Origin of the sequence: Cellulomonas sp. CW35 (genome assembly GCF_052378485.1) — a bacterium.
In the GTDB taxonomy this organism is placed as follows: domain Bacteria; phylum Actinomycetota; class Actinomycetes; order Actinomycetales; family Cellulomonadaceae; genus Cellulomonas; species Cellulomonas uda.
Map to the genome: position 1 here is coordinate 312968 of NZ_CP199000.1, position 21705 is coordinate 334672.

Sequence of the window (21705 nt, forward strand, 5' to 3'; positions counted from 1 at the left end):
ACGGGCCTGGCGCCCTGCGCTGCGCGAGCCGCGACGGCCCCGCCCTCCCGAGGACGGGGCCGTCGTCGGTCACGCCGTGCGCGCCGGGGTCAGCCCACCTCGACGAGCTGCCACTGCTGGTTGGTGCCGTTCCAGTCGGCGTACTGGACGACATTGCCGCCGTCGGCGGTGGACGCCCCCTGCACCTCGACCGCCTTGCCGCTGTGGCGCGCGATCAGCTGGATGTAGCTGTCGATCGTCTGGATGCTGAACTGCTGGTTGGCGCCGCCGTGGTCGCCGTACTGCTGGATCGCCGCGCCGTCGGCGGTGGAGTTCCCGCTGACGTCCAGGACCTTGCCGGACAGCCGTGACTTCAGCCGGTAGTACCCGTTGCCGGAGCTGACGAACTGCCACTGCTGGTTGGTGCCACCGTGCCGCGACCACTGCGTGATCCGGGCGCCGTCGTTGGTCGCGTAGTTGTACACGTCGATGGCCTTGCCGCTGTTGCGGTTGACGAGCGTGTACCAGGCCGAGGTGTCCACGGTGCCGTTGCCCGGGTCAGGGGTCGGCGTGGGCGTCGGGGTCGGGTCGGTGCCGCCGGACGGGTTGCCGATGCTTCCCGGCACGGCGCGCAGCGCGGTGAACCAGGCGGCGGCCATCTTGTCGTAGCCCGTCGCGTTGGGGTGCACGCCGTCGCCCAGGTCGGCGGTGGTCAGCGCCCGGTACATGTCGACGAGGTGGACCTTCTTCCCGGCGGCGGCCCTGCTCGACACGATGCCGGGGATGGCGGAGTTGTAGGCCCGGACCTGCGAGTCGGCGAACGACACCGGGATCAGGGTCGCGACGAAGACGTCGGTCTGCGGGGACGTGCTCGTGATCTTGTCGATGACGGACGCGAGCCGGGCGGGTGCGTTCGCCAGGTCGCGGTTCTGGGTGATGTCGTTGGTGCCGATGTGCAGCAGCACGGTGCGCGGCTGGTAGGTGCGTACCCAGTTCACGACGTTGGCGTCGATCTGGTCGATCCGCCAGCCTCCGTGCCCCTCGTGGTCGTGGTCCCACAGGCTGGCCGGGCCGTTGAAGGCCGACCCGACGAAGTCGGTGGTGTAGCCGTTCTGCGCGAGGCGCTGCCACAGCCCGACGCGGTAGCCGCCCCCACCGGGGTAGCCCTCCGTGATCGAGTCGCCCAGGGGCATCACGCGGGTGCCCCCGTTGCTCTCGGCGGTGGCGGGCGCGGACGTCGCCGTGGCACCGCCCGCCAGTGCGATGCAGAGGGTGACGGCGAGCAGCAGCCGTCGGCCGATTCCGTGCATGTCTGCCTCCTGAGGGTGGCTGTGCGCCGTCCGTCCGGGCCCCCGGGCCGCGTCGTCGCGGTGGGGAGCACGTCGTGCGAGCCCTGGCCGGCGCCGTGCGGGTCCGCCTGTCGATGTGAGCGCTCACAGAGCGCGATCCGCCCACTTTGCACGGACTTCGCGAGCCTCGCGATCGGCCCAAACGGTTAGGGGAGGGGGCGGTGGACAAGGCCGATCCGGGCCGAGATAGTCGCGCCATCCGGGCACCCCCGGTCCCCGTCCGCCCACTGCCGACGAGGGCCGTCGGCGCGCATCGAACGACCAACAGCGATTGGACGAATCATGCGAGGAACTCCATGGCGGCGCCGAACGTGGCCGGCGGCTCTGGCGCTGGCCACGCTGCTCACCGGGGGGACGGTCGCCGTGGCGCCCGCGGCATCCGCCGCGACCGGCTGCCGCGTCGACTACGTCGTCCCGTCCCAGTGGAACGGCGGGTTCACGGCGAACGTCAAGGTCACCAACCTCGGTGACGCCGTGAGCAGCTGGCTGCTCACCTGGACCTTCCCCGCGGGGCAGACCGTGACCCAGGCGTGGAACACCAGCCTCACGCAGAGCGGCGCCACGGTGTCCGCGAGGAACGCGTCGTACAACGGCTCCCTGGGCACCGGCGCCTCGGCGGAGATCGGCTTCAACGGCACCTCCGGCGCCTCCAACCCGTCGCCCACCACGTTCGCGCTCAACGGGACCACGTGCACGGGGTCGACCACCGGCACCCCGACGCCGACCCCCACCCCGACGCCGACGCCCACCCCGTCGCCCTCCGTGAGCCAGACGCCGCGCCCGGGCTCACCCGCGGACCTCACGGTGAACACCGGCACCAAGTACCAGACGATCGACGGCTTCGGCGCCGCCGTGTCGATCTGGGGAGGTGCCTGGTCCACGGCCGACACCCAGACGCTCGTCGGGATGGGTGACAACCAGCTCGGCCTGTCCATCGTGCGCACGGGCATCTCGCCCGTGTCGAGCGAGTGGGGAGCGCAGGTCAGCGCCCTGAAGACGGCGAAGACGTACGGGTCGAACGTCAAGATCCTCGCCTCGCCGTGGACCGCGCCCGCGGCGTGGAAGACGAACAACAGCCGCACCGGCGGCGGGTCGCTCAAGACCGACTACTACGACGACTACGCCAACCACCTCAACAGCTACGTGCAGTACATGCGCAACCAGGGCGTGGCCATCGACGTGACGTCCGTGCAGAACGAGCCCGACTGGCACCCCGACTACGACTCCATGGCCTGGACCGGGGACCAGCTGCGCACCTTCGTGCGCGACCAGGGCGCCAAGGTCCAGAACACCAAGCTCATGGTGGCCGAGTCGCTCGGCTTCAACCGCTCCTACAGCGACCCGACGCTGAACGACGCCGCAGCCCGCAACAACATCGGGTACGTCGGCGGGCACATCTACGGCCAGGAGAACGGGCCGAACCTCTCCCCGTACCCGCTGGCCGCGCAGTACGGCAAGAACCAGTGGATGACCGAGTGGAACTACCACCAGGCCGACGGCAACGGCTCGAACATCTGGGGCGACCCGTCGAACGCCGCCGCCTGGAACGAGACCCTCGACAAGGTCATGTACACCGTGGACCGCTCGATGCAGGCCAACTGGAGCGCGTACGTCTGGTGGTACGGGCGGCGCTACTACTCGTTCATCGGCGACGGCGAGTCGGCGTACGGCACCACCGGCGGCGCGGTCCTCAAGCGCGGCTGGGCGTTCTCGCAGTACTCCAAGTACGTCCGCCCCGGCTACCAGCGGGTCGGTCTGACGAAGAGCTCGAAGGCCTCCCCGCTCGAGGTCACGGCCTACCAGGGCGACGGCAAGATCACGCTCGTCATGCTCAACCGCTCGACCAGCGCGGTGAACGGGACGGTGATCCAGGCCCCGCAGGCGGTCAAGGCTGCGCTCCAGACCATGACGTCGCAGTACTCCAGCCGCGCGCCCCAGGCCACGAGCGTCACCGGCAGCCAGGTGACGGTCAACGTGCCCGCGCGGAGCATCTCGACGGTCGTCATCACGCTCTGACGCCCGGAGCGCCCGGTGGATCCAGGCGCCTGTGACGGTGGCCCACGCCGAGCTGACGTGGGCCACCGTCGCGGTCGTCGAGGGGTGGCCCCGGTGGCGAGGCCGACGAGCGCGGCGAGCGGTGGCGTCAGCGCATGCGGCGCTCGTCCCACGCGACGATGCGCGCCATGAGGGGCACGGCGGCCGCGAGGGTCTCCCGCTCCGCCGGATCGAGCGCGTCGGCCAGCGCGAGCGTGAGCCAGTCCGTCCTGCGGCGGCGTTCCTGCGCGAGCGCCTCGCGCCCCCGGGCGGTCAGCACCACCGGCGACTTGCGGGCGTCGGTGGGGTCCGTGGACCGCTCGACGAGCCCGTCCTCCTCCAGCGTGCGGACCGTGCGCGCCATCGACTGCGGCCGCACGCGCTGCGCGGCGGCGAGCTCGCTCGTGGTCAGCGGACCCTCGCGGTCGAGGAGGCCGAGCGCCGCGGTGACCGGCTGGGGCCGCGGGTCCTCGGCGCGGCCTCGTCGGACCAGACGGCCGACCTGCAGGCGGAGGTCGGCGGCGATCTCGGCGTCGTCCATGCGGCCACCCTAGTCCGCAAGACAGCGCATCTGTGCAGTCTTGCTTGACATCGGCATGCGACACGATAGACAGTCTTGCTGTCTTTTCGCCTCTTGCGTCAGGAGCACCTCATGCCCGTCGACACGCTCGATCCCGCCACCGCCCTGGTCCTCGTCGACCTCCAGAACGGCATCACCGCGCTGCCGACCGTGCACGACGCGTCGCTCGTCGTCGCGCGTGCCGCGCTCCTCGCGGAGGCCGCGCACCGCGCCGGCCTGCCCGTGGTCCGGGTGCGGACCGCGTTCTCGAGCGACGGCGGCGACGTGCTCCGCGGTCGTACCGACTCTCCCGGGCCCGCGGTGACCCAGGCCGCGGACTTCGCCGAGCTCGACGCGCGTGTGCCGAGCGATCCTGCCGACCTCGTCGTCACCAAGCGGGGGTGGGACGCGTTCACGGGGACCGAGCTGGACTCGCGGCTGCGTCGCCGGGGCGTGCGCTGCGTGGTGATCGCCGGGATCTCGACGAGCATCGGCGTCGAGTCCACGGCCCGCACGGCACGTGAGCTGGGCTACGAGGTGGTGGTCGCGCAGGACGCGGTGACGGATCTGGTGGCCGCGGCGCACGCCACCAGCCTGGAGGTGATCCTGCCGAGGATCGCGCGCCTGGACACGGCTGAGGCGATCGCCCAGTGCCTGGCGGGGGAGCGCTGAGTACGTTCCGCCCGTGCCGGGGACACCTATCGTCCTGGTATGACGGACGACACCGCACGAACCGCCGGCGCGCCCAGCCCGGTCCGCCAGCTGCGCCTCGTGGTGGAGGCTGCCGACTACGACGAGGCCGTGACGTTCTACCGCGACGTGCTCGGCCTGCCCGAGCAGGCGGCCTTCGAAGGTGACGGCGACGCGCGCGTCATCATCCTCGACGCCGGCCGCGCCACCCTGGAGATCGCCAACCCTGCTCAGAAGCGCATGATCGACGACGTCGAGGTAGGGCGGCAGGTCGCACCCCACCTGCGGGTAGCGTTCGAGGTGGACGACGCCGTGGCGACCACCAGGGCGCTGGCCGACGCGGGTGCACACGAGCTTGCGCCGCCCACCCGCACGCCGTGGCAGTCGTTGAACGCCCGCCTGGACGCGCCGGCCGGGCTCCAGATCACGGTGTTCGAGGAGCTCGAGTCGCTCGACGAGCGTTCCGGCCGGCCCGGGTTCGGCACCGCCGGCACCCGCGACTGACCGCCGCACCCTCGGACGCGCCCGTGCCAACCAGGAGCCCCTGCGGGCACAGGAGTGCCCCCTGCCGGGGGTCGGGCGGGCACGGCCCGACCCCCTAGCATCGCGTCGTGACCGACTCAGCACCCCCGTTCGTCGTCCCCCGTCCCGATGCGCTCGACGCGTTGCGGGAGATCGACCTCGTCCTGGCCTCGCTGCACGCGATCGCCTCCGACGAGCACGCCCGCGACGACGACTGGTACGGGCGCGAGCTGGCGCGGTTCGTCGATGGCTGGCGCGTGACGCGCCGCCTCGCGCACGTCCGCCAGCTGCTGGACCCCGGGTTCGACCACGAGATCGGCGCGGACGGCATGGACGAGGCGGAGCGGGCGTGCGCCGGCTTGCCGTACTGGGAGACGTCCGAGACGCCGGCGCCCGGCCGCTGAGCCAGGACGGTCGGTCTCGCGAGGGCCGCACGTGCCGACTCATGGCCGATCACTGAGGACCCGGGCGAGCGCGGCACGTCCCGCCGGACCCCACGCCGGCTTCCCCCGGGCAGGCCGCGCTCGCCGTTCTGGCCCATGAGGATGAGGAACAGGCTCTTCAGCGCCGCCAGGCCGCGGGCTCGGCGGATCGTCGCGTCGTCCGCCCGCGAGTAGCCGTCGAAGAACCGGGCGGACGACCCCGCCGGCAGCAGCAGCCACGCCGCGGCGAGGTCCCACGCGGGATCCCCCGCGAACAGGTCCCCGAAGTCCACGACGCCCGCCAGCGTCCCGTCGGCGACGACGACGTTCGCTGGGTGCAGTTCCCCGTGCACCCACACCGGCGGGCCCTGCCAGGCAGGCGCGGCGACGGCGTCCTCCCACACGGCACGGACGTCGCGGGCCGCGCAGCCGAGTGCGGCGGGGTCGACGGACTCGAGGAAGTGGGTGAACCCACCGGTGCACTCCCGCGGGTGCGCACCCCGGTCAACCCCCGCCGGTGCGTCGGCGGGCGCTTCGACGTGCAGCGCCCGGAGGAACGCCGCCAGGGCGTCGGTCGCGTGCGCGGCGCGCGTGATCGTGGCACGGTCCAGCGGTTCACCGGGGACCCATGCGACGACCGTCCAGAGCTTGGCCGAGCGCGCGGAGGGCGCGCCGTGCCGCACCGGGACAGGGACCGGCAACGGCAGCAGCGGTGCGAGGACCGGCAGCCACCGACGTTCCTTGAGCTGGTGGTCCGGGCTGGTGTCCATGCGCTGGATCCGCACCGCCAGATCAGTGCCCAGGCGCCACATCTGATTCCCCCACCCGCCGTCCACCTCGACGAGGGGCAGGTCCGCGAGGTCGGGGTGCTGCTCGCGCACCAGGTCGCGGATGAGCTCCGCGGTGAACTCCGACGCGATGCGGCGTCACGTTAGCCGGTGCGTGGCTGGGATGCTCTGGTCGTGCCGACGCGCGTCTGTCGGGCCGCAGGAAGCGCCCCTCGTCGGAGGGCCGAGGCAGTCGCTTGACCTTCACACCGTGTCAGGGCCCACCGTCGGAGGTGCCATGTTCACCATCGGGGAGTTCGCCGCCCTGGGCCGGGTCTCGGTCCGCATGCTGCGCCACTACGACGCCGTCGGGGTGTTGCCGCCTGCGTCCGTCGACCCGGCGACCGGGTACCGCCACTACGCCGCCGAGCAGCTGCGCCGGCTCAACCGCATCGTCATCCTGAACGACCTCGGGCTCACGCTCGCCCAGGTCCGCCGGGTGCTCGACGACGAGGTCGACGCCGACCAGCTGCGCGGGATGCTCGCGCCTGCGCGAGGCGCAGCTCGAGGAGCAGCTCGTGCAGGACGCGGCGCGGCTGGCGGTGCTACGGGCCCACCTGAGAGCCGTCGAGAGGGGAGGTCGCATGTCCACCTACGAGGTCGTCGTGAAGTCCGTGCCGGTCCAGCGGGTCGCGCACGTCCACGCCTTCGCCGCGAGCTACGAGCCCGGCGACATCACGCCCGTCATCACGCCCCTGTACCCGCGCCTGTTCGACGGGATCGCCGCCGCGGGGCTCGCCATGACGGGCGCGCCGCTGGCCTGGTACGAGCCGGTCGAGGACAGCGAGGCAGTCGTCGTGCACGCGGCCGTACCCGTCGACGCGCCCCTGGCGCAGCACGACGACGCACCGTTCGAGGTCGTCGACCTGCCGCCGCTCGAGCGCGTCGCGACGATCGTGCACCACGGGCCGATGGACGAGGTCGAACCCACGATGGGTGCGCTGGCCGCGTGGATCGAGCAGCAGGGGTACCGCCCGCTCGGCCTGGCCCGCGAGGTCTACGTCGACTACGACCCCGAGCACGCCGCGACCGGCGTCACCGAGCTCCAGGTCCCGCTCGGCAACCGGAACCCCTGACGGGCCGAGCTCGGGCGCGGTCGACAAGCCGTGGGTCTGACTGGGGCGAGGCCGCCGACATGCCAGCGATCCTGGATGGACGCCCGCGCCGGCTCAGCGATGCGCCGGTTCCGTCGCCAGGACGAGGCGCCGAATGGCAGTGCTTGCCTCCTGCGGGGCCGGTAGCCGGACGTACGCGCCGTCCCCGCCACGGAAGACACAGTCCACCCCGTACCGGTGGAGCAGTGCGACCGCGGAGTCGTCGGGCCGGTGGGGGAGGAGCGCGGTCAGCACGTCAGGCGGGTCGGAGGCCATTGCCGCGGCGTAGTCGAGCAGCTGGGCTCGGTCACGGGGCCGAGCGTAGGACGCCTCGGTCAGCACCACTCGGCGTGCGCGGGCGGATGGTCACGCGGTCGGCGGACGAGCTCTTGCCCCTTCCGTCCTCCGGCACCGACCGGCCCATGCCGATAGCGGGAGTGGACACGAACCTCTGGAGGTCACGGCAGTGGCACGTACCTACCCCGAGCATCCCGCCTTCCCCGAGGACGGCGGCGCCGAGCAGGCCGTCTGGCAGGCGTTGCGGGACCACCTGCCTGACGACGCGGTCCTGCTCGCGGGCACCGCGTTGCAGGACGGTGCGAAGGAACGCGAGATCGACCTGCTCGTCGTGTGGCCGGGCCTTGGGCTCGCCGCGATCGAGGTGAAGGGTGGGCACGTCGCGCGCGCGGACGGGCAGTGGTGGCAGGGCTCCGGTGAGGGGCGCCATGCGATCGACCCGGTGGGGCAGGTGCAGGACGCGAAGCACACGCTTCTCGCGCTGCTGCATCGGCACGGTCTCGCGGCGGCGCGGGCACGGGCCGCGCACCTCGTCGCGCTTCCGCACACGTTCGTCCCAGGGGGGCGGGACGCACCGGAGCTGCCTCGCACGATGCTGCTCGACCGGGGCGACGTCACGGACGGCGGGCGGGCCGTCCACCTCGTGCGTCGGGCGATCGACGAGCACGGGGCCGGGCAGGCTCCGCTCGACGAGCCGTCGGCCGAGGCCCTCGTCGAGTGGCTGACCGGCGGTTTCCCCTCGCAGTCCGAGGCGCTCGCGGTGGCCGCCCAGTACGAGGACCACCTCGACCGGCTGACTCGCGATCAGGCGCAGGCCATGCGCTACCTCGACGCGGTGCGACGCGTGCACGTCGTCGGCGGGGCGGGCACGGGCAAGACGTGGCTGGCCCTCGAGCACGCCCGTCGCCGCGCGAAGGCGGGGGAACGGGTCGCGCTCATGTGCTACTCGCGTGGTCTGGCCCGGTACCTGGAGCGGACGACCGCCCAGTGGCCGGTCCGGGAGCAACCGGCGTACGTCGGGCTGTTCCACGAGCTGCCGGTGCGCTGGGGTGCCGCGCCCGGCGACGACGCCGACCCGACCGACTGGGAGGAACGCCTGCCGCGCGACCTCGGGGAGCTGGCCGCGCAGCGACCGGAGACCGACCTGTTCGACGCGGTCGTCGTCGACGAGGCGCAGGACTTCGGCGACGCGTGGTGGCCGGCCGTGCTGCGCTGCCTGCGCGACCCCGACGGCGGGAGACTGACGGTGTTCTCCGACGACGGGCAGCGCGTCTTCCCACGCGCGGGCACCGCACCGGTCGAGCTCACCGTCGTCGAGCTCGACGAGAACCTGCGCTCCACCAAGCAGATCGCCCAGCTGTGCGGGGCGCTGCACGAGGGCGTCACCCGCCCGCGCGGGTGGCCCGGCGCGCCGGTGCGTGTCGTGGACGTGCCGTTCGAGGACGCCGTCAGTGCCGCGGACGACGCCGTCGAGGCGCTGCTCGACGAGGGCTGGGAGCCCGGGCAGATCGCGCTGCTCACCACCGGGCGGCGGCACCCGATGCAGGTCGAGACCGTCGGGCTTGCCGGGTACCAGGAGTACTGGGACGGGTTCTTCGCCGGTGAGGACGTGTTCTACGGGCACGTGCTGGGGTTCAAGGGGCTCGAGCGGACGGTCGTGGTGCTGGCGGTCAACGGGGTCCGGGACGCGGCGCGGGCTCGGTCGATGATCTACACGGGGTTGTCGCGGGCGCGTGTGTTGCTCGTGGTGGTGGGGCCGCTCGGGTACGTGGAGGAGATTGGTGGGGAGGCCGTCAGGAGGCGGTTGGGGGACGCGTGGGAGTGGGGGGAGCAGGGCCACGCGACGACTGCCGGATAGCGCGATGCCTCCGTCGCGCCAGCACGCGCTGACATGACGGCACGAGACCGGGCGGCAGGGGGTGCTCGCAGCCCAGTTCGCGCGCTACCCTGCCGATCCTCTCCTCGGCAGAGCACCGACCGGTAGACGCGGGAGAACCGGACCGATGACCACGACCACGGTGCGCGTCGGCGCACGATCGACGACGGTCGACGACGCGTTCGTGTTCGTCCGTCGGTACCTGAACGCCCCGGAGGAGCGGTGGTCGTACCCGGCGTACGACGAGTACCCCGGGGCGGCGACTGACCTGCTCGGACCCCAGGACCTCTTCGCACCGGAACTCCTCAACGCCGGCCTGAACCTAGGTTCGTACTACGCCTTCCTCAGCGTTCTCGACGAGGTGAACGCGGCGCTGGCTGCCGTTCCGACGGGTGTGGCGCTGGACGAAGCGGAGAACGTCGCTGTCACGGCCGTCGCCGACCTCATCGGCGTTCTCGACGATCCGTCGATCCCGGGCGTCAAGCTGACGAAGCTGTCCAAGGTGCTCCACCGCAAGCGGCCCTCGCTCATCCCCTTGTACGACGAGCAGATCCGCCGCTGCTACCAGGACGGAGACGGCGCACCCGTGCCCGCCGCGAATCGGACGTGGCGTGAGTTCGCGACGCTGTGGCTCGGCGCCGTGCAGGCCGACCTGGCGTCCCAGTTGGACGTCTGGAGGGCGCTCGCCGCCCTCACCCCGCCCGGAGGGCCGACGATCACCCCGTTGCGGGCACTGGACATCGTCGGTTGGAGGCTGGGTAGTCGAGCCACTGACCGTGGGCTCACGAGGTTGACGACGCCGCGCGAGGCGTGAGGGAGGGTAGGCCTTCCGGCGGCAGGATGGGAAAGTGCGACCGACGCGTCCGCCCCGAGAACGACGCTCGGTCAGTCAGGCGTCGATCCGCGCCGGGCTCACCGCTCCGGCCGCACTCCGAGTCTGCGCGTCTGGGAAGATCTCGGTCCTGGTTGTACCCAGGTCGCGGTTCTCAGCGAGTCACGACCACCAACTCGTCCCGGGCACGCGTCGCCGCGACGTACAGCACCGACCGGTTGCGCTGCTCCGCGTCCTCGCGCTCGGCCGCGTCCATGGCAGCCAGACGCTGCACCTCCCACGGAGCCGTCCAGCCTACGTCCGTCAGCAGGACCTTGGAGAACTCCGTGCCTTTGGCGCGGTGGCGGGTCATCACGGCGACCTTCTTCGCCGGCGGACGTTCGCGGTCGACAGGGTGCGCGGGCACACCGGCGTCTGCCAGTGCCTGCGCGACTCGGTCGCGCTGCTGGCGGTCGGGCACGAGCACCGCAACGGTGCCCGGATCCTCAGTCGTGGGGAGCCAGCTCTGGACGCGGTCGACGACGACCGCGAGCTCCTCACTCAGGCTCGCGGTGTGGACCACCTCGGGCGGGGGGCCGGTACGGGCGGAGCGGTACCCGGTCTGCTCCTGCTCGCCCTCGAGGTCGACCCACTCGACACCGTCGAGCTGAGCCAGGGCCCACCTGAGGTTCTGTGCGGTGGTGCGGTAGTTGAGCGTGAGGCGGCGTGACCGGCCGACGATGTTGACGCCCAGCCGCTTGAGCGGAGTCCGGTGGCCGTAGATGCGCTGGTGGGAGTCCTCGGCGATGAAGAGGTCGTCCGGACCGCTCGGGGCGAGGGCGCGCAGTAGCTTCCAGTGCGCGGGCGTGAGGTCCTGCCCTTCGTCGACGAGGACATGGTCGGCGAGCTGCGCTCCTGGATGACCGGGGGTGCCCTTGAGGTAGGCGGCTGCGACCACGCCTGCTTCGGCGAAGTCGAGCGAGCCGTCGAGACGAGCCTGGGTGCGGTACTCCTGGAGCAGTCGCCACATCTCGGTCCGTGAGGCGCGGTCGAGGGCCACTCCGCGTCCGGTGCGACGCACGCGGAGGTACTCCTCGAGGGTCGTGACGCCCGATGGCAGCACGACGAGGTCGTACTCGTCCTTTAGGAAGCTCTCGTTGGCGACAGTCGCCGGCAGGGAAGTGGCGACGTGGTCGAGGACGGCCCGCCACCGTGCGTGCGGGGTGCGCTGGTTCGGGTGGGATCGTGACTCCCCGAGCACCGCGGTCTGGGCGGCGTCGAGCGCTGGCCCCGGCGCGCGCCGGACGACGGCGCGCGCGAGGGCGTCGACGCCGGTGACGTGGATGCCCGGGGCGCCGAGCTCGACCAGAGGCACCGAGGGGTCGAGGCGTCGGACCTGGTCCCGGAGCGCATCGGCGAGGTTCGTCGTGTACGTGGTCAGCACGATCCGGGCGTGCGGGTCACGGGCGGCGAGGGCGCGCGCCCGGTGGACGAGCACGACCGTCTTGCCGGTGCCGGCCCCACCGGAGACGCGGAAGGGTCCGTTCGTGCGCTGATCGACGTAGCGCCGCTGCTCCGGGTGGAGGAAGACGCGCCAGGCCTCGAAGTCGTCGGCCTCGATGACCCTCCGCAGCTCCTCCTGGCCCTCGATGAACGCGAAGGTGGTACGGGCGGCCGGTCGCCGCAGCGCCCGCACCAGGTCCTCGTCCGCATCGCCGGTCGTCGGTTCGGGCGTCAGGTCGAGGCGCTCGATGATGCTCTCGACCGGCTCGCCGGAGCCGAGGTCGACGAGCACCAGGCCGATCCAGCCGTCGTGCTCAGCCGCCAGCGTCAGCAGGTCGTCCTCGGTCGCCACGGCGAGCGCGGCGTCGGCGAGCGCTTCCGGCAGACCGAGGCGCTGGACGAGGTCGTCACGGCTGTACCCGAGAGCGACCAGCGTCGGAGTCGGCGCGCCGTCCTGTGCCAAATCCTCCTCGACGGGACGAGGGGGCACGGGCGTCGTGTCTGCGGTGGGTCCCGCCGGGGTGGGGATCGGTGCCGGGGTCGGTTCCGGCACGGCGATCTCCTCGATCACCGGCATGCCGTTGATCGGGTTCTGCTTGAGCGTGACCTTCATGGCGACGGCGATCGCGTCGTCGTGCGCCCAGATGCCGTGGAACACGTAGTGCGTGTCGCCCTGGCCGGTGAGCTTGAACAGCACGGCTCGCCAGAACTCGTCGACACGCCCTGTCCGCACCCGCGGGTCGCGCGACCCGTTGATGGGCTCGATGTGCAGGCCGGGTGTGGTGTCGTCCTCCTGGAGCTTCTCCAGGAAGGTCCAGGCCTTCTTCTTCAGCGCGCCGTCGGCGATCTTGTGCGGGGCCTTGCCGGCCATGACGAGCGTGGGCATCAGATGTCAGCCTCTCCGGTGGCGTCGCCGACGACGGCGGCGACCTTCTCGATGTCGTGCGCGTCCAGGACCCGCCAACCGGCCGCCTGCAGGTCGGCACGGTCCTCGTCCGGGAGCGGGTGGACGGCGAGCGCGACGTGCAGCCCGGGCCATGCCAGGTCGAGCACGATGCCGTCCGGCCCCTCGGCGCCGACGCTCGGCACCGGGACGGACCTGTCCGCGAGCTGCACGAGCACCTCGCGCTCCACCGGAGTCGCCTGCTCGAGCGCCGTCTGCCACTCCGCGGGCAGGTCGTCCGTCGCGGCCGGTGCGGGGACAGGTGTCTCGGTCGTGCCACTCGTCGCGGCCGCCTGCCACGCCGTGACCGTGGTGATGGTCGTGGGCCAGTCGCGCAGGTCCAGCGCGTTGGACAGCTCGAGCCACCGACGCCACGCCACGGCGTGCTCGTCGTCCATGACGCTCGCTCGGTCGTCGAGCACGACGGCCACCCGTGCGACCGTGCCCACCTGCTCGACGGCACAGGCCAGCGGCCCGGTGCGCATGACGTAGACGAACCGTGCCGTCGGCTCGCTGGTCGCCGGTGCACCGACGAGGGTGTCCACCGCGACCTGCGCGATGTCGACGCCGTCGGCAGCCGCGACGAACTCGCCCGGGTGCGCGGGCGAACCCAGCAGGTAGAACGGGACACCGCGCGTGACCTGGCGACGGTCGTCGGGCGCGGGGTCCGCGACCCAGGCGACGAGCTGGTCCAGCACGCCCCGGCCGAGGTCCTGGTACGCCGTCATCGACGCCTGCGTCGACGCCCCAGCGATGAGACGGGACGTGATCTCCGCGCTGTACCAGTCGGGCGTCGCGGGTGCGGCGTCGTCCAGGTCCGCGGACGTCACGGCGATCACGCGGTGCCCGGCGAGGCGCAGGCGTGCGCGCTTCTCGGCGTCGTCGGCCAACCGGTTGTGCGCGACGCTCGCGTGGTACGCCCGGCCGTCCGCGTAGATGGCGGTCTGCGGGACGCCGGCGGTCGACAGCACGAAGTCGGGACGCGTCCCGAGGATGTCGACCTGCGGCGCCAGGACCCACTCGCGGCCGCGGCCCGTGAACCTTGCGGTGTTCCCCCGCGGGCCGGGCACCTCGGTGACCTTCATGCCGAGACCGCGCGGCCCGAGTCGCTCGAGGAGGCGACGGTACAGCTCCTGCTCCAGAGCCGAGTCCCCGCTGCCGGCGGTGGCCGGGGCGTCGCGTGTGATCGTCCAGGCCCCCGGCTCTGCCCCGTCCTCCTGCACCGTCAGCAAGCGGCGCAGATGCCGTTCCGCGGAGGCTCGCGACACGGTCTGGACATGACCGGACAGCGCGAACGGCAGGAGGCAGCGGTGGCAGGCGAGGCGATTCTCGAACCGGCACTCGCAGTCGCGAACGGTCTGCCACGCCACGGTCAGGAGACGGTGCAGGTGCTGCGGGTCGGCCAGCTCGGCCAGGTAGCCGGTCCCTCCGGGGACGACGTCGTGCAGCAGGATCGCGTCGTGGACGTCGCCGCCGTCCGTCGGATCGGGGTCCTTGACGACCTGCACCGCGAGGTGGTCGGGGTGCCCGCCGATGTGCTCGCGCAGCCCCAGCAGCAGCGCGGCCGCGAGGCTTGGGACGGCGAACGTGTCGCCGATCGTCACGCTGTAGGGCAGCCGTAGCAGCAGGCCCTGGGTCTGCAGCGTCCGGCTCAGCGCGATGGTGCGGGTCTGCTCGTCGCGCGCCGTGCGGTGCGGGCACCACGGGCGGTGCTCGTGCGGCTTGTTGGTCCCGGCATCGGAGTCGAGCTTGCCGCAGCCGGCGCAGACCCGGAAGAGCCCGGCCTGCAGCTCGTGCCCGGCGATGCGGCGTGCGCCGCCCAGCGACGGCAGGCCGAGGTTGATCCAGCGCAGGTCCACGCGCCGCAGCAACGTGCACCCGAGGCCGACGCCGTCGACGAACCACCGGTCCACCACGTTCGCCAGGTCGATGTCCGCGGCGACCGGGATCTGGAAGCGGGTGCGCTCGCGGTCGTCGCTGCGGTCGGTGATGACGGCCTCGTCGCGGCGCACCTCGGCGGTGACGTGCTGCAGCTCCACGACCTCGTACCGCTGACCGGTGTCGGCGATGCCGGTTCCGCCACAGCGCGGGCACGAGGCGACCTGCCGCTCGTCGCCCTCCGCGCCCACGTCGATCGCGTAGCCACAGCCCGGGCAGAACCGCCACGGGCGCACGGCGGCGCCGTCGTTGCCCAGATCGACGGCGTCGATGGCGATCTCCCACCCGCTGGCGTAGAAGGTCGCGCCGGGGGCGAGCTCGCGGATGGCCTGGCCGGCGCCGCGCCGGAACTCGGCGTGCGACGTCTCGAACTGCTGTGTGTCCGGGTCCATCCAGGAGAACCCGACGTCCAGGGTGACGCCGTCGTCCAGCAGCGTGTAGTTGGGGAGGATCCCGTACTGCTCGAGGACGCCGATCCAGTACTCCCCGGTGAGCTCGGCGAGCTGCCCGCCGGTCAGTGCCCGAGCGGCCCGCGCCGAGCGCAGCGCCCGCTTGTCGTCGTCCGTGACAGCCGGTGAAGCGGCCGCCGCCTCGAGGGTGGGGAGCAGGGCGTCGACCGCTGCGAGCCGGTGCCGCAGGAGCTCGACGGTGCGCTGCCACCGCCCGCAGGCGTCGGCGACGTGCGCGGCGAACGGGCTCGTGCGCGGGCCGTCGGACGGAGTCAGCCACGCGCGCAGGCCGGCGGTGACGTCGGCGGGGAAGTCCGCGGGGAAGGTCGCCACGAACGTGTCGACGTGCGCGTCGGGGTCACCCTCGCCGAGGTCGACGAGCGTGCCCAGGTAGGTCCCCGGGTCGACCGACCCGATGGCGGCCGTGGCCGTCCGGGGCTGGACGAGCGCGGCGTCCCGGGCGAGCCCGTCGGCGAGGTGCGCCGTGAGCTGGCGGCGCAGGATCTCCTCGGCGCGCAGGTACGTCGCCGGGGGGCGGACCTCCCCGTTGATGACCGACAACGGGTCGCCCAGGCGGGGGAGCTGGTCGCCGCGCCCGGTGACGAACGCAAGGTCCAACGCGTTGCCGGTGAGGCGACCGGCGCGGCCGACGCGCTGCAGGTAGGACGCGACGGTGCGTGGCAAGGAGGAGAGCAGGACGGTCGACAGGTCGCCGATGTCGATGCCCATCTCGAGGGTGGGCGTGGCGACGAGCACGTTCGGGTCACCGGGCTCCTGCTCGGGCCTCTTGAACGCGGTCTCGTACGCCTCGCGGTCCTCGTCGGTGAGCAGGCTGGTGTGCTCACGCGCGACGATCCGCCGCATGTCCGGGGACGCGTAGAGCCGCTGGTAGAAGCCTGCCTCGAGCGGCTCGCGGCGCAGCACGCCGGGGCAGCGGACGGAGAAGCAGGGGCAGCCGTCCAGCTGGTCGACGGTCGCGGTGCTGCCCGGGTTGCCTGCCTGACACACGTCGCACACCAGCAGGTGGCGACTGGCCGCGAGGTCCGCCGGGTCGGCCGGCTGCACCAGCACCCGGTCCTGAGGGATGCCGTAGACCCTTGCGCCCGACCCCGACGTCTCGAACGTGAGCAGGCCGTCGTGGGCGAGTCGTTCGATGAGCAGCTTCGCGAGCGCACCGCCGTCGCGCGGCGGGACGCCGAGCACGCGACCGGTCCAGCGCGCGAACCACGACTGTGCCGGCGTAACAGGCTCGAGTCCCGTGGCCCGCTCCAGCGCACTGCCGCCGATGCGAGGAAAGCCCGGAGCGGGACGACCGGATCGGAAGGCCGGCATCCCCTCGTGCCGGGGCCGACCGCCCCAGATCGACCAGCGGGCACCGTCCTCACGGCGGTAGCGCGTGAACCACGGGTGGTCGATGGCGCCCTGCGTCCGCATCCGCTCGAGCACCCCTCGGGACCAGGCGGCGAGCGTCGGGTCGTCGGGGTCGCCGTCGAGGGTTCCCTGGACGGCGAAGCCGTCGAGCACGCTGCGGGCGGCGCCGGCCAGGTACGCGGGGGAGCCGGCCTGGATCTCGACCGCGACGGAGCCGGTCAGCTCCAGAGTGCGTCCGAGTCGGGACGCGAGGCCGAGCTCCAGCGCGGTGTCGAGCTCGAGGCGTCGGCGCACTCGGTTGCGGACGCTGACCGGCACGGCGCTGCGCCGCGGCGCCTGCCAGAACGGCCGGAACGTGTCACGGTCCGCCAGGTCCGTGGGCAGCAGGCGGTGGCGGGCGAAGGGGTCGTCGCCCGCCTGCTCCAGCAGCCGCACCACGAGCTCGTCGAGGGTGACCGGGCCGTCGGCGACCGCGGCGCGCACGGCGGCACGGAAGGTGACCGTGTGCGACCGCGCCTGGACGAAGCCTGCGCGGTGCGCGGCGTCCTGCACCGAGTCGGTGAACACGAGCGCGCGCTTCTCGCGCGGGTTGAGGGTGGCGGAGCCGAACATCGTCGACAGCGTCACCGAGAGCAGCGTCGCGATGGCGCTGCCGAGGAACCGGATGCCGTCGGCCTGCCCGCACGAGGGGCACACCTCGTCCTTGGCCTGCTTGTCGGCGTCCTGGTCGCCCGTGCCGACGGTGAGGACGGGCAGTACCCAGCCCTCCTGCAGGTCCGGGTCGTCGTCCGGCGGGGGTGAGGTGAGCAGCTCGCGGTTGCGGACGTGGAACCACTGGAGGCCCTCGACCGGCCGGCCCCGCAGCACGGCGTCGTCGGCCTCCCCGGCGGCGTGCAGCAGCGCCCGGGTGCGGCCGGCGCGGGTGGCGTGCTCGCGCCGGATCGTCTCGTCGTCGCCGGCCAGCCCGCGCCCCACGGGGTTGAGCAGCACCATCCAGCCCGACCGTCCGCAGTGCCGGCAGTACACGGCCGGGAAGGACGGGCGCAGGGTGTCGGTCGCGGACTCGGCGACCACGGGGCCGTCGTCCCCCCACCGGAACTCGGTGCGGGAGTCCGCGGCGCGGTCGATGCGGGTGAGCTCGCGCACCCACAGGTGCACCTCGGTGGAGAGGGCGGCGCGTCCACCGACGGCACGGACGTGACCCAGCATCGCGACGACGTCGGCCACGACGCTCTCCCACAGCGCGGTGTCGAGCGCCGCCGTGGGGGAGACGTGCGCGGCGAGCTCGCTCAGGGACACCGCTTCGAAGGACGCAGCGGCCAGGTCCGCGACGAGGGGGTGGGCGCGCGTCGCCGCCAGGAGGGCGTCCACGTTCCAGTCGACGTCCGCGTGGTCGCCGTCGTAGAGGTGCGTGAGCACGACACGCGCGAGGTCCGTGCCTGCCGGGTCGTCGCCGAGGTCGTCGACGGCCTGGCGCATCGCCGCGGCCCGCGCACCGTCGACGACGGCCGGCGTCAGTCCGAGGCGGGCGACCTGCGTGGCCGCGTCCCCCACCCAGGCGTCGAGCGTCAGACGGGTCTCGGTGACGACGGCGTCGGGTCCGAACGGCTCGCCGAAGACGGTCTCGGCGAACCCGCACATCACCGACAGGTCGCCCTGGTCGCCGAGCGTCGCGGACGTGGCGACGGGGGTGACGATCCCCAGCGGGCGAGCCCGGTCCTCCTCGGTGACCGGCGCGTCGTCCGGCCAGTGGCTGCGCAGCAGGAGGCCGAGCCGGCGCAGCAGCATGGCGACGTCGGTGCCCTGGGCGCCGTCGTAGGTGTGGAACTCGTCGAGCACGAGGTACTGCAGGCTCAGCGCCGAGGCCCGCCACAGGTGCTGGTCCTCCTGCCGCAGCAGGAGCTGGTCGAGCATCTTGTAGTTGGTGAGCAGGATGTCCGGCGGGTCGTCCCGGATGACACCGCGGTCGGTGATGAGCCCCTCTGCGGTGACGGTGGAGCGTGGCTTGCCCTTCTCCCCGACGTACAGCGCGGCGGTGACGCCCGAGAGCTCGGCGTGCTCGGTGATGATGCGGGCGAGACGCTGCGCCTGGTCATTGGCCAGCGCGTTCATGGGGTACAGCAGGAGCGCCTTGGTGCCGCGCACACCGCGGCGTCGGGCGCGCAGGACGTGGTCGAGGATCGGGAAGAGGAACGCCTCGGTCTTGCCCGAGCCGGTACCGGTGGTGACGAGGGTGGGCTGCGGCCGGCGGTCGAGGCCGTCGCGGACCGAGGCCAGCCGTGCGAACGCCGCTGCCTGGTGCCCGTACGGGTGCGGCCCGCCGTACCACTCGAGGACCTCGCGGGGGTCACGGTCGGCAGGGCGGAACGGCAGTCGCAGCCGGACGTACGGGCCCTTGAACATGCCGGTGTCCGGGTGGGCGAGGAACCGGTCGAGCGCGGCGCGTGCGTCGGCGTCGGCGAGCGCGAACGTCGTCGTCAGGTAGTCGACGAGGCTCGTGCGGACCGAGGACGCCTGGACTGTGGGCAGCAGCTCGCTCATGGCAGGAGGTCCCTGAGATCGGCCAGGGTTCGTCCTGGTTCGGGGCGCCAGAAGCGCCAGCCGTTGACGGCGTCCTGGCCGCTGACGACAGCGGCCGCCGTCGACGGGGACGTGAACAGCTCGCCGTCGTCGGCCCGCAGGCGTCCGTCGGCGAGGACCGTGACGCCGAAGGTCGTGCCCAGGTGCTGCCCGGTGAGTCGGGTACCCGTGGGGAGGAGCCCGGCCTCGACGAGGTCGACGACCCGAGTGAGGTGGACGGTGCGGGTGCGCTGCTCGCGTGCGCTGCCGTCCTCGGCGGCCTCCTCGGGCGCGCGCTGGAGCACGACCCTCTCGGCGTCGAGATCGACGACCGCCGTCCGCCAGCCCGCGTCGACGATCGCGCGGTACAGGGCGGAGCCCTGGTAGCCGCGCCAGTGCTGCTCGAAGGCGCGCGCCGATGCAGGCAGGGGGGCGGCGACGACGTCCTCGACCTGCTCGAACGAGAGGCTGACGACGTCGATAGGCTGCTCGGCGAGCCACTCCCTCAGAGAGTCGTACGTTCCCGCCGCGTTGCGGCTGCGACCTGCACGAGCCTCGCCGGAGGCATCCGAGTCGGGGGCAGTCGCGGGGGCGTCCTCGTCAGCAGGCTGCGTGGCCTCGGCGTCATCTGCTGGCTCGACCGCACGGCGCTCGGCCGGCCCCGGCCAGATGCGCAGAAGGGAGTCCACCAGCACCGCGGTGCGGTCGTCGATGTCCTCGTCCGTCCAGGCCGACTCGTGCCGTGCCGCGATGGCGGCGCTCAGCTTGAGCTGGGCGTGCTCGAGCAGATACGTGCGCTTGCCCGTCTGGCCCAGTCCCCGGCGCGTCGCGTGCTCGTCGCGCCAGGGGCGGTTCGACAGCGTCGGGTTGAGACGGCCGCTGACGAGGGTGAGGTTGCCCAGGCGGTGCAGGCGTTCGTCACGCTCGGCGACGAGGTCCGCGTCGTCGTCGAGGTAGGCGGTCCAGTGCTCACGCCACGCCTGGGGCATGACGTGCTCGATGGTGAGGTTGCGCGGGCAGGGGATCCCCTCGCCGAGTGGCCCGCGGTGGTGGTCCTCGAGCGCCTCGAGGACCATCCGCAGACGCGGGCGCGTGAGCGTGAGGTAGACGGGCGCGCGCAGCAGGGTCGTCGTGACCGTGAGGTCGTCGGGCCAGGAGCGGGACGGCGCCGTCTGCGACTCGAGGTGGTCGACGAGGGCGTCCCCGGCCGTCGCGGGCGCGGCGTCCCGCAGTACCCGGAGGATCGTCAGCACCGCGTTGTTGAGGTCCTTGCTGGTGCCACGCACGAGCGCCCGCCGCACGAGCCAGCTCTCCAGTGCGCGCAGGGCCGTGTCGCGCTGGTCGGTGGGGAGGTCGGCGGGAGCCTGGCGAAGGAGCCACAGCAGGACGGGCCAGACGACCGTCGCGTCGAGGGTCTGCAGCACCCGGTACCGGAACAGGCCGGGCACGCTGGTGGCCGGCAGGGCGTCCATGCCGGCGTAGACCTGCGCGTCGTGGGCGATCTCCTCGAGGAGCGGCACCAGGTCGACGTCCTCGGCGGCGAGGACGCGGTCGCGGAACGTGGCGAACACCTGGTCGGCAGGCACTTCCTGGACCAGTCGCATGGTGAGCCAGTGGTGGAAGAACACGTCGAGGCGGGGCCGCATGAGGCGTCCCTGCCGCTGCGGTCGCCGCCACTCGTCGGTGTCGAAGGGGCGCCACAGGCGCCGGTAGAGCCCCACCACGTCGAGTCGGCGGCTCTGGGCGACCTGGAAGACGAGGTTCTTGATGAGGTCGGCCGCCAGCAGCGGGCTGCCGCGGTGGTTGAGCGTCTCGAAGATCACCTGGGCGTTGTCGCCCGGCTCCAGGTCGATGACGACGAGACGCAGGTGCTGCGCGAGTGCCTGCGTGAGGGCCGCCAGCCGCTCTCCGACACCGTTCGGCTCAGCCAGGGCCCACTCCCGGGCAGCGTCGGTGAAGTACCGGTGCGCGCGGACGAGCAGCGACCCGGACAGCTCGCCCGAGCGGTTCCCCTCCATGGCGGCGGTGAACGCCGCCTGGTCTCGGTCGGTCGGCCAGACCTTGAAGACCTCCTCGGGACGGCCGGCGATCGCGCTGTTGTTACGCGCGAGGCTGTGCAGTCCGGCCGCGTCTTGCGGTGAGCCGTGCTCGGCGACCACGCCCTGCACCGCGTCGAGCAGGAGCTGCAGCGTGGTGAGGCGCTGCTGCCCGTCGACGACGTGCCGCACGTCGATGAACCCGGCAGGCACGGACTGCTGGTCGACGACGACGGCCCCGAGGAAGTGCGGCGAGACCTGGGCCGGCCCGAACGCCACCGACGGGGCGTCGAGCACACGCTCGGCGAGCGTCCGCACGTCCTCCCACAGCGGCTGCCACTGCGTGTCGCGCTCCCAGACGTACGGCCGCTGGAACAGCGGCACCACGTACCGCACCGAGTTGCCGAAGATCTCCGCCGGTGTGCGGGCGTACGCCTTCATCGTCG

At 72.7% G+C, this 21705-nt stretch carries 12 protein-coding genes and 1 pseudogene; 7 read left to right on the plus strand and 6 right to left on the minus strand.

Features of this window, described 5'->3' with window-relative positions; all coding sequences use genetic code 11:
• Positions 1-89 precede the first annotated feature (89 nt).
• Positions 90-1289, minus strand: coding sequence for an RICIN domain-containing protein (locus tag ACT17Q_RS01550; protein WP_444664269.1), 1200 nt, complete (start codon positions 1287-1289; stop codon positions 90-92).
• Positions 1290-1691: 402 nt separating this feature from the next.
• Here ACT17Q_RS01550 and ACT17Q_RS01555 point away from each other — a divergent pair, with 402 nt between their 5' ends.
• Entirely contained in the window at positions 1692-3344 is a 1653-nt protein-coding gene (locus ACT17Q_RS01555; RefSeq protein WP_444664271.1) for a cellulose binding domain-containing protein, read from the plus strand.
• 127 nt (positions 3345-3471) lie between these two features.
• Here the strand turns inward: ACT17Q_RS01555 and ACT17Q_RS01560 are convergent, their stop codons facing one another.
• Positions 3472-3903: a MarR family winged helix-turn-helix transcriptional regulator gene (locus ACT17Q_RS01560; RefSeq protein WP_444664273.1), complete on the minus strand. Its 432-nt coding sequence runs from the start codon at positions 3901-3903 to the stop codon at positions 3472-3474.
• A gap of 111 nt (positions 3904-4014) precedes the next feature.
• Here ACT17Q_RS01560 and ACT17Q_RS01565 point away from each other — a divergent pair, with 111 nt between their 5' ends.
• Both ACT17Q_RS01565 and ACT17Q_RS01570 read left to right on the plus strand, forming a co-directional pair.
• Positions 4015-4593 (plus strand): isochorismatase family protein, encoded by a 579-nt coding sequence (locus tag ACT17Q_RS01565; RefSeq protein ID WP_444664275.1) that lies wholly within the window; start codon positions 4015-4017, stop codon positions 4591-4593.
• Between the two features lie 39 nt (positions 4594-4632).
• Entirely contained in the window at positions 4633-5115 is a 483-nt protein-coding gene (locus ACT17Q_RS01570; RefSeq protein ID WP_444664277.1) for a VOC family protein, read from the plus strand.
• 94 nt (positions 5116-5209) lie between these two features.
• Here ACT17Q_RS01570 and ACT17Q_RS01575 read toward each other — a convergent pair whose 3' ends face one another.
• Positions 5210-6436, minus strand: a complete 1227-nt coding sequence (locus ACT17Q_RS01575) for a phosphotransferase (protein ID WP_444664279.1) — start codon at positions 6434-6436, stop codon at positions 5210-5212.
• Positions 6437-6668: 232 nt separating this feature from the next.
• Between ACT17Q_RS01575 and ACT17Q_RS01580 the strand changes: the two are divergent.
• The 4 genes and pseudogenes from ACT17Q_RS01580 to ACT17Q_RS01595 all read left to right on the plus strand — a co-directional run.
• A pseudogene (locus tag ACT17Q_RS01580) lies at positions 6669-6773 on the plus strand (MerR family transcriptional regulator); the annotation flags it as partial.
• 193 nt (positions 6774-6966) lie between these two features.
• The gene (locus ACT17Q_RS01585; RefSeq protein WP_444664281.1) at positions 6967-7458 is read left to right on the plus strand and encodes a GyrI-like domain-containing protein; all 492 of its coding nucleotides are present in this window, start codon (positions 6967-6969) and stop codon (positions 7456-7458) included.
• Positions 7459-7942: 484 nt separating this feature from the next.
• Entirely contained in the window at positions 7943-9631 is a 1689-nt protein-coding gene (locus ACT17Q_RS01590; protein ID WP_444664283.1) for an NERD domain-containing protein, read from the plus strand.
• Between the two features lie 145 nt (positions 9632-9776).
• The gene (locus ACT17Q_RS01595) at positions 9777-10463 is read left to right on the plus strand and encodes a DUF6308 family protein (protein ID WP_444664285.1); all 687 of its coding nucleotides are present in this window, start codon (positions 9777-9779) and stop codon (positions 10461-10463) included.
• A 172-nt stretch (positions 10464-10635) separates the two neighbouring features.
• On the opposite strand, the gene ACT17Q_RS01600 is transcribed toward ACT17Q_RS01595, so the two are convergent.
• From ACT17Q_RS01600 to ACT17Q_RS01610, 3 genes are read right to left on the minus strand one after another with little or no spacing between them, the layout of a single operon-like run.
• Complete coding sequence (locus tag ACT17Q_RS01600) at positions 10636-12849, minus strand: UvrD-helicase domain-containing protein (protein ID WP_444664287.1); 2214 nt, start codon at positions 12847-12849, stop codon at positions 10636-10638.
• A complete protein-coding gene (locus ACT17Q_RS01605; RefSeq protein ID WP_444664289.1) occupies positions 12849-19205 on the minus strand; it encodes a DEAD/DEAH box helicase in 6357 nt (2118 codons plus the stop codon). Before ACT17Q_RS01605 ends, ACT17Q_RS01600 begins: the two co-directional genes overlap by 1 nt.
• Positions 19202-21700, minus strand: a complete 2499-nt coding sequence (locus ACT17Q_RS01610; protein ID WP_444664291.1) for a GmrSD restriction endonuclease domain-containing protein — start codon at positions 21698-21700, stop codon at positions 19202-19204. The genes ACT17Q_RS01605 and ACT17Q_RS01610 overlap by 4 nt, the downstream gene beginning before the upstream one ends.
• Between the last annotated feature and the right edge of the window lie 5 nt (positions 21701-21705).

Excerpts from the sequence above, each read along its gene's own strand:
- ACT17Q_RS01550 (WP_444664269.1), bottom strand. The coding sequence starts at position 1,289 with ATGCACGGAATCGGCCGACGGCTGCTGCTCGCCGTCACCCTCTGCATC.
- ACT17Q_RS01560 (WP_444664273.1), bottom strand. The coding sequence starts at position 3,903 with ATGGACGACGCCGAGATCGCCGCCGACCTCCGCCTGCAGGTCGGCCGT.
- ACT17Q_RS01565 (WP_444664275.1), top strand. The coding sequence starts at position 4,015 with ATGCCCGTCGACACGCTCGATCCCGCCACCGCCCTGGTCCTCGTCGAC.
- ACT17Q_RS01570 (WP_444664277.1), top strand. The coding sequence starts at position 4,633 with ATGACGGACGACACCGCACGAACCGCCGGCGCGCCCAGCCCGGTCCGC.
- ACT17Q_RS01585 (WP_444664281.1), top strand. The coding sequence starts at position 6,967 with ATGTCCACCTACGAGGTCGTCGTGAAGTCCGTGCCGGTCCAGCGGGTC.
- ACT17Q_RS01595 (WP_444664285.1), top strand. The coding sequence starts at position 9,777 with ATGACCACGACCACGGTGCGCGTCGGCGCACGATCGACGACGGTCGAC.
- ACT17Q_RS01600 (WP_444664287.1), bottom strand. The coding sequence starts at position 12,849 with ATGCCCACGCTCGTCATGGCCGGCAAGGCCCCGCACAAGATCGCCGAC.
- ACT17Q_RS01605 (WP_444664289.1), bottom strand. The coding sequence starts at position 19,205 with ATGAGCGAGCTGCTGCCCACAGTCCAGGCGTCCTCGGTCCGCACGAGC.
- ACT17Q_RS01610 (WP_444664291.1), bottom strand. The coding sequence starts at position 21,700 with ATGAAGGCGTACGCCCGCACACCGGCGGAGATCTTCGGCAACTCGGTG.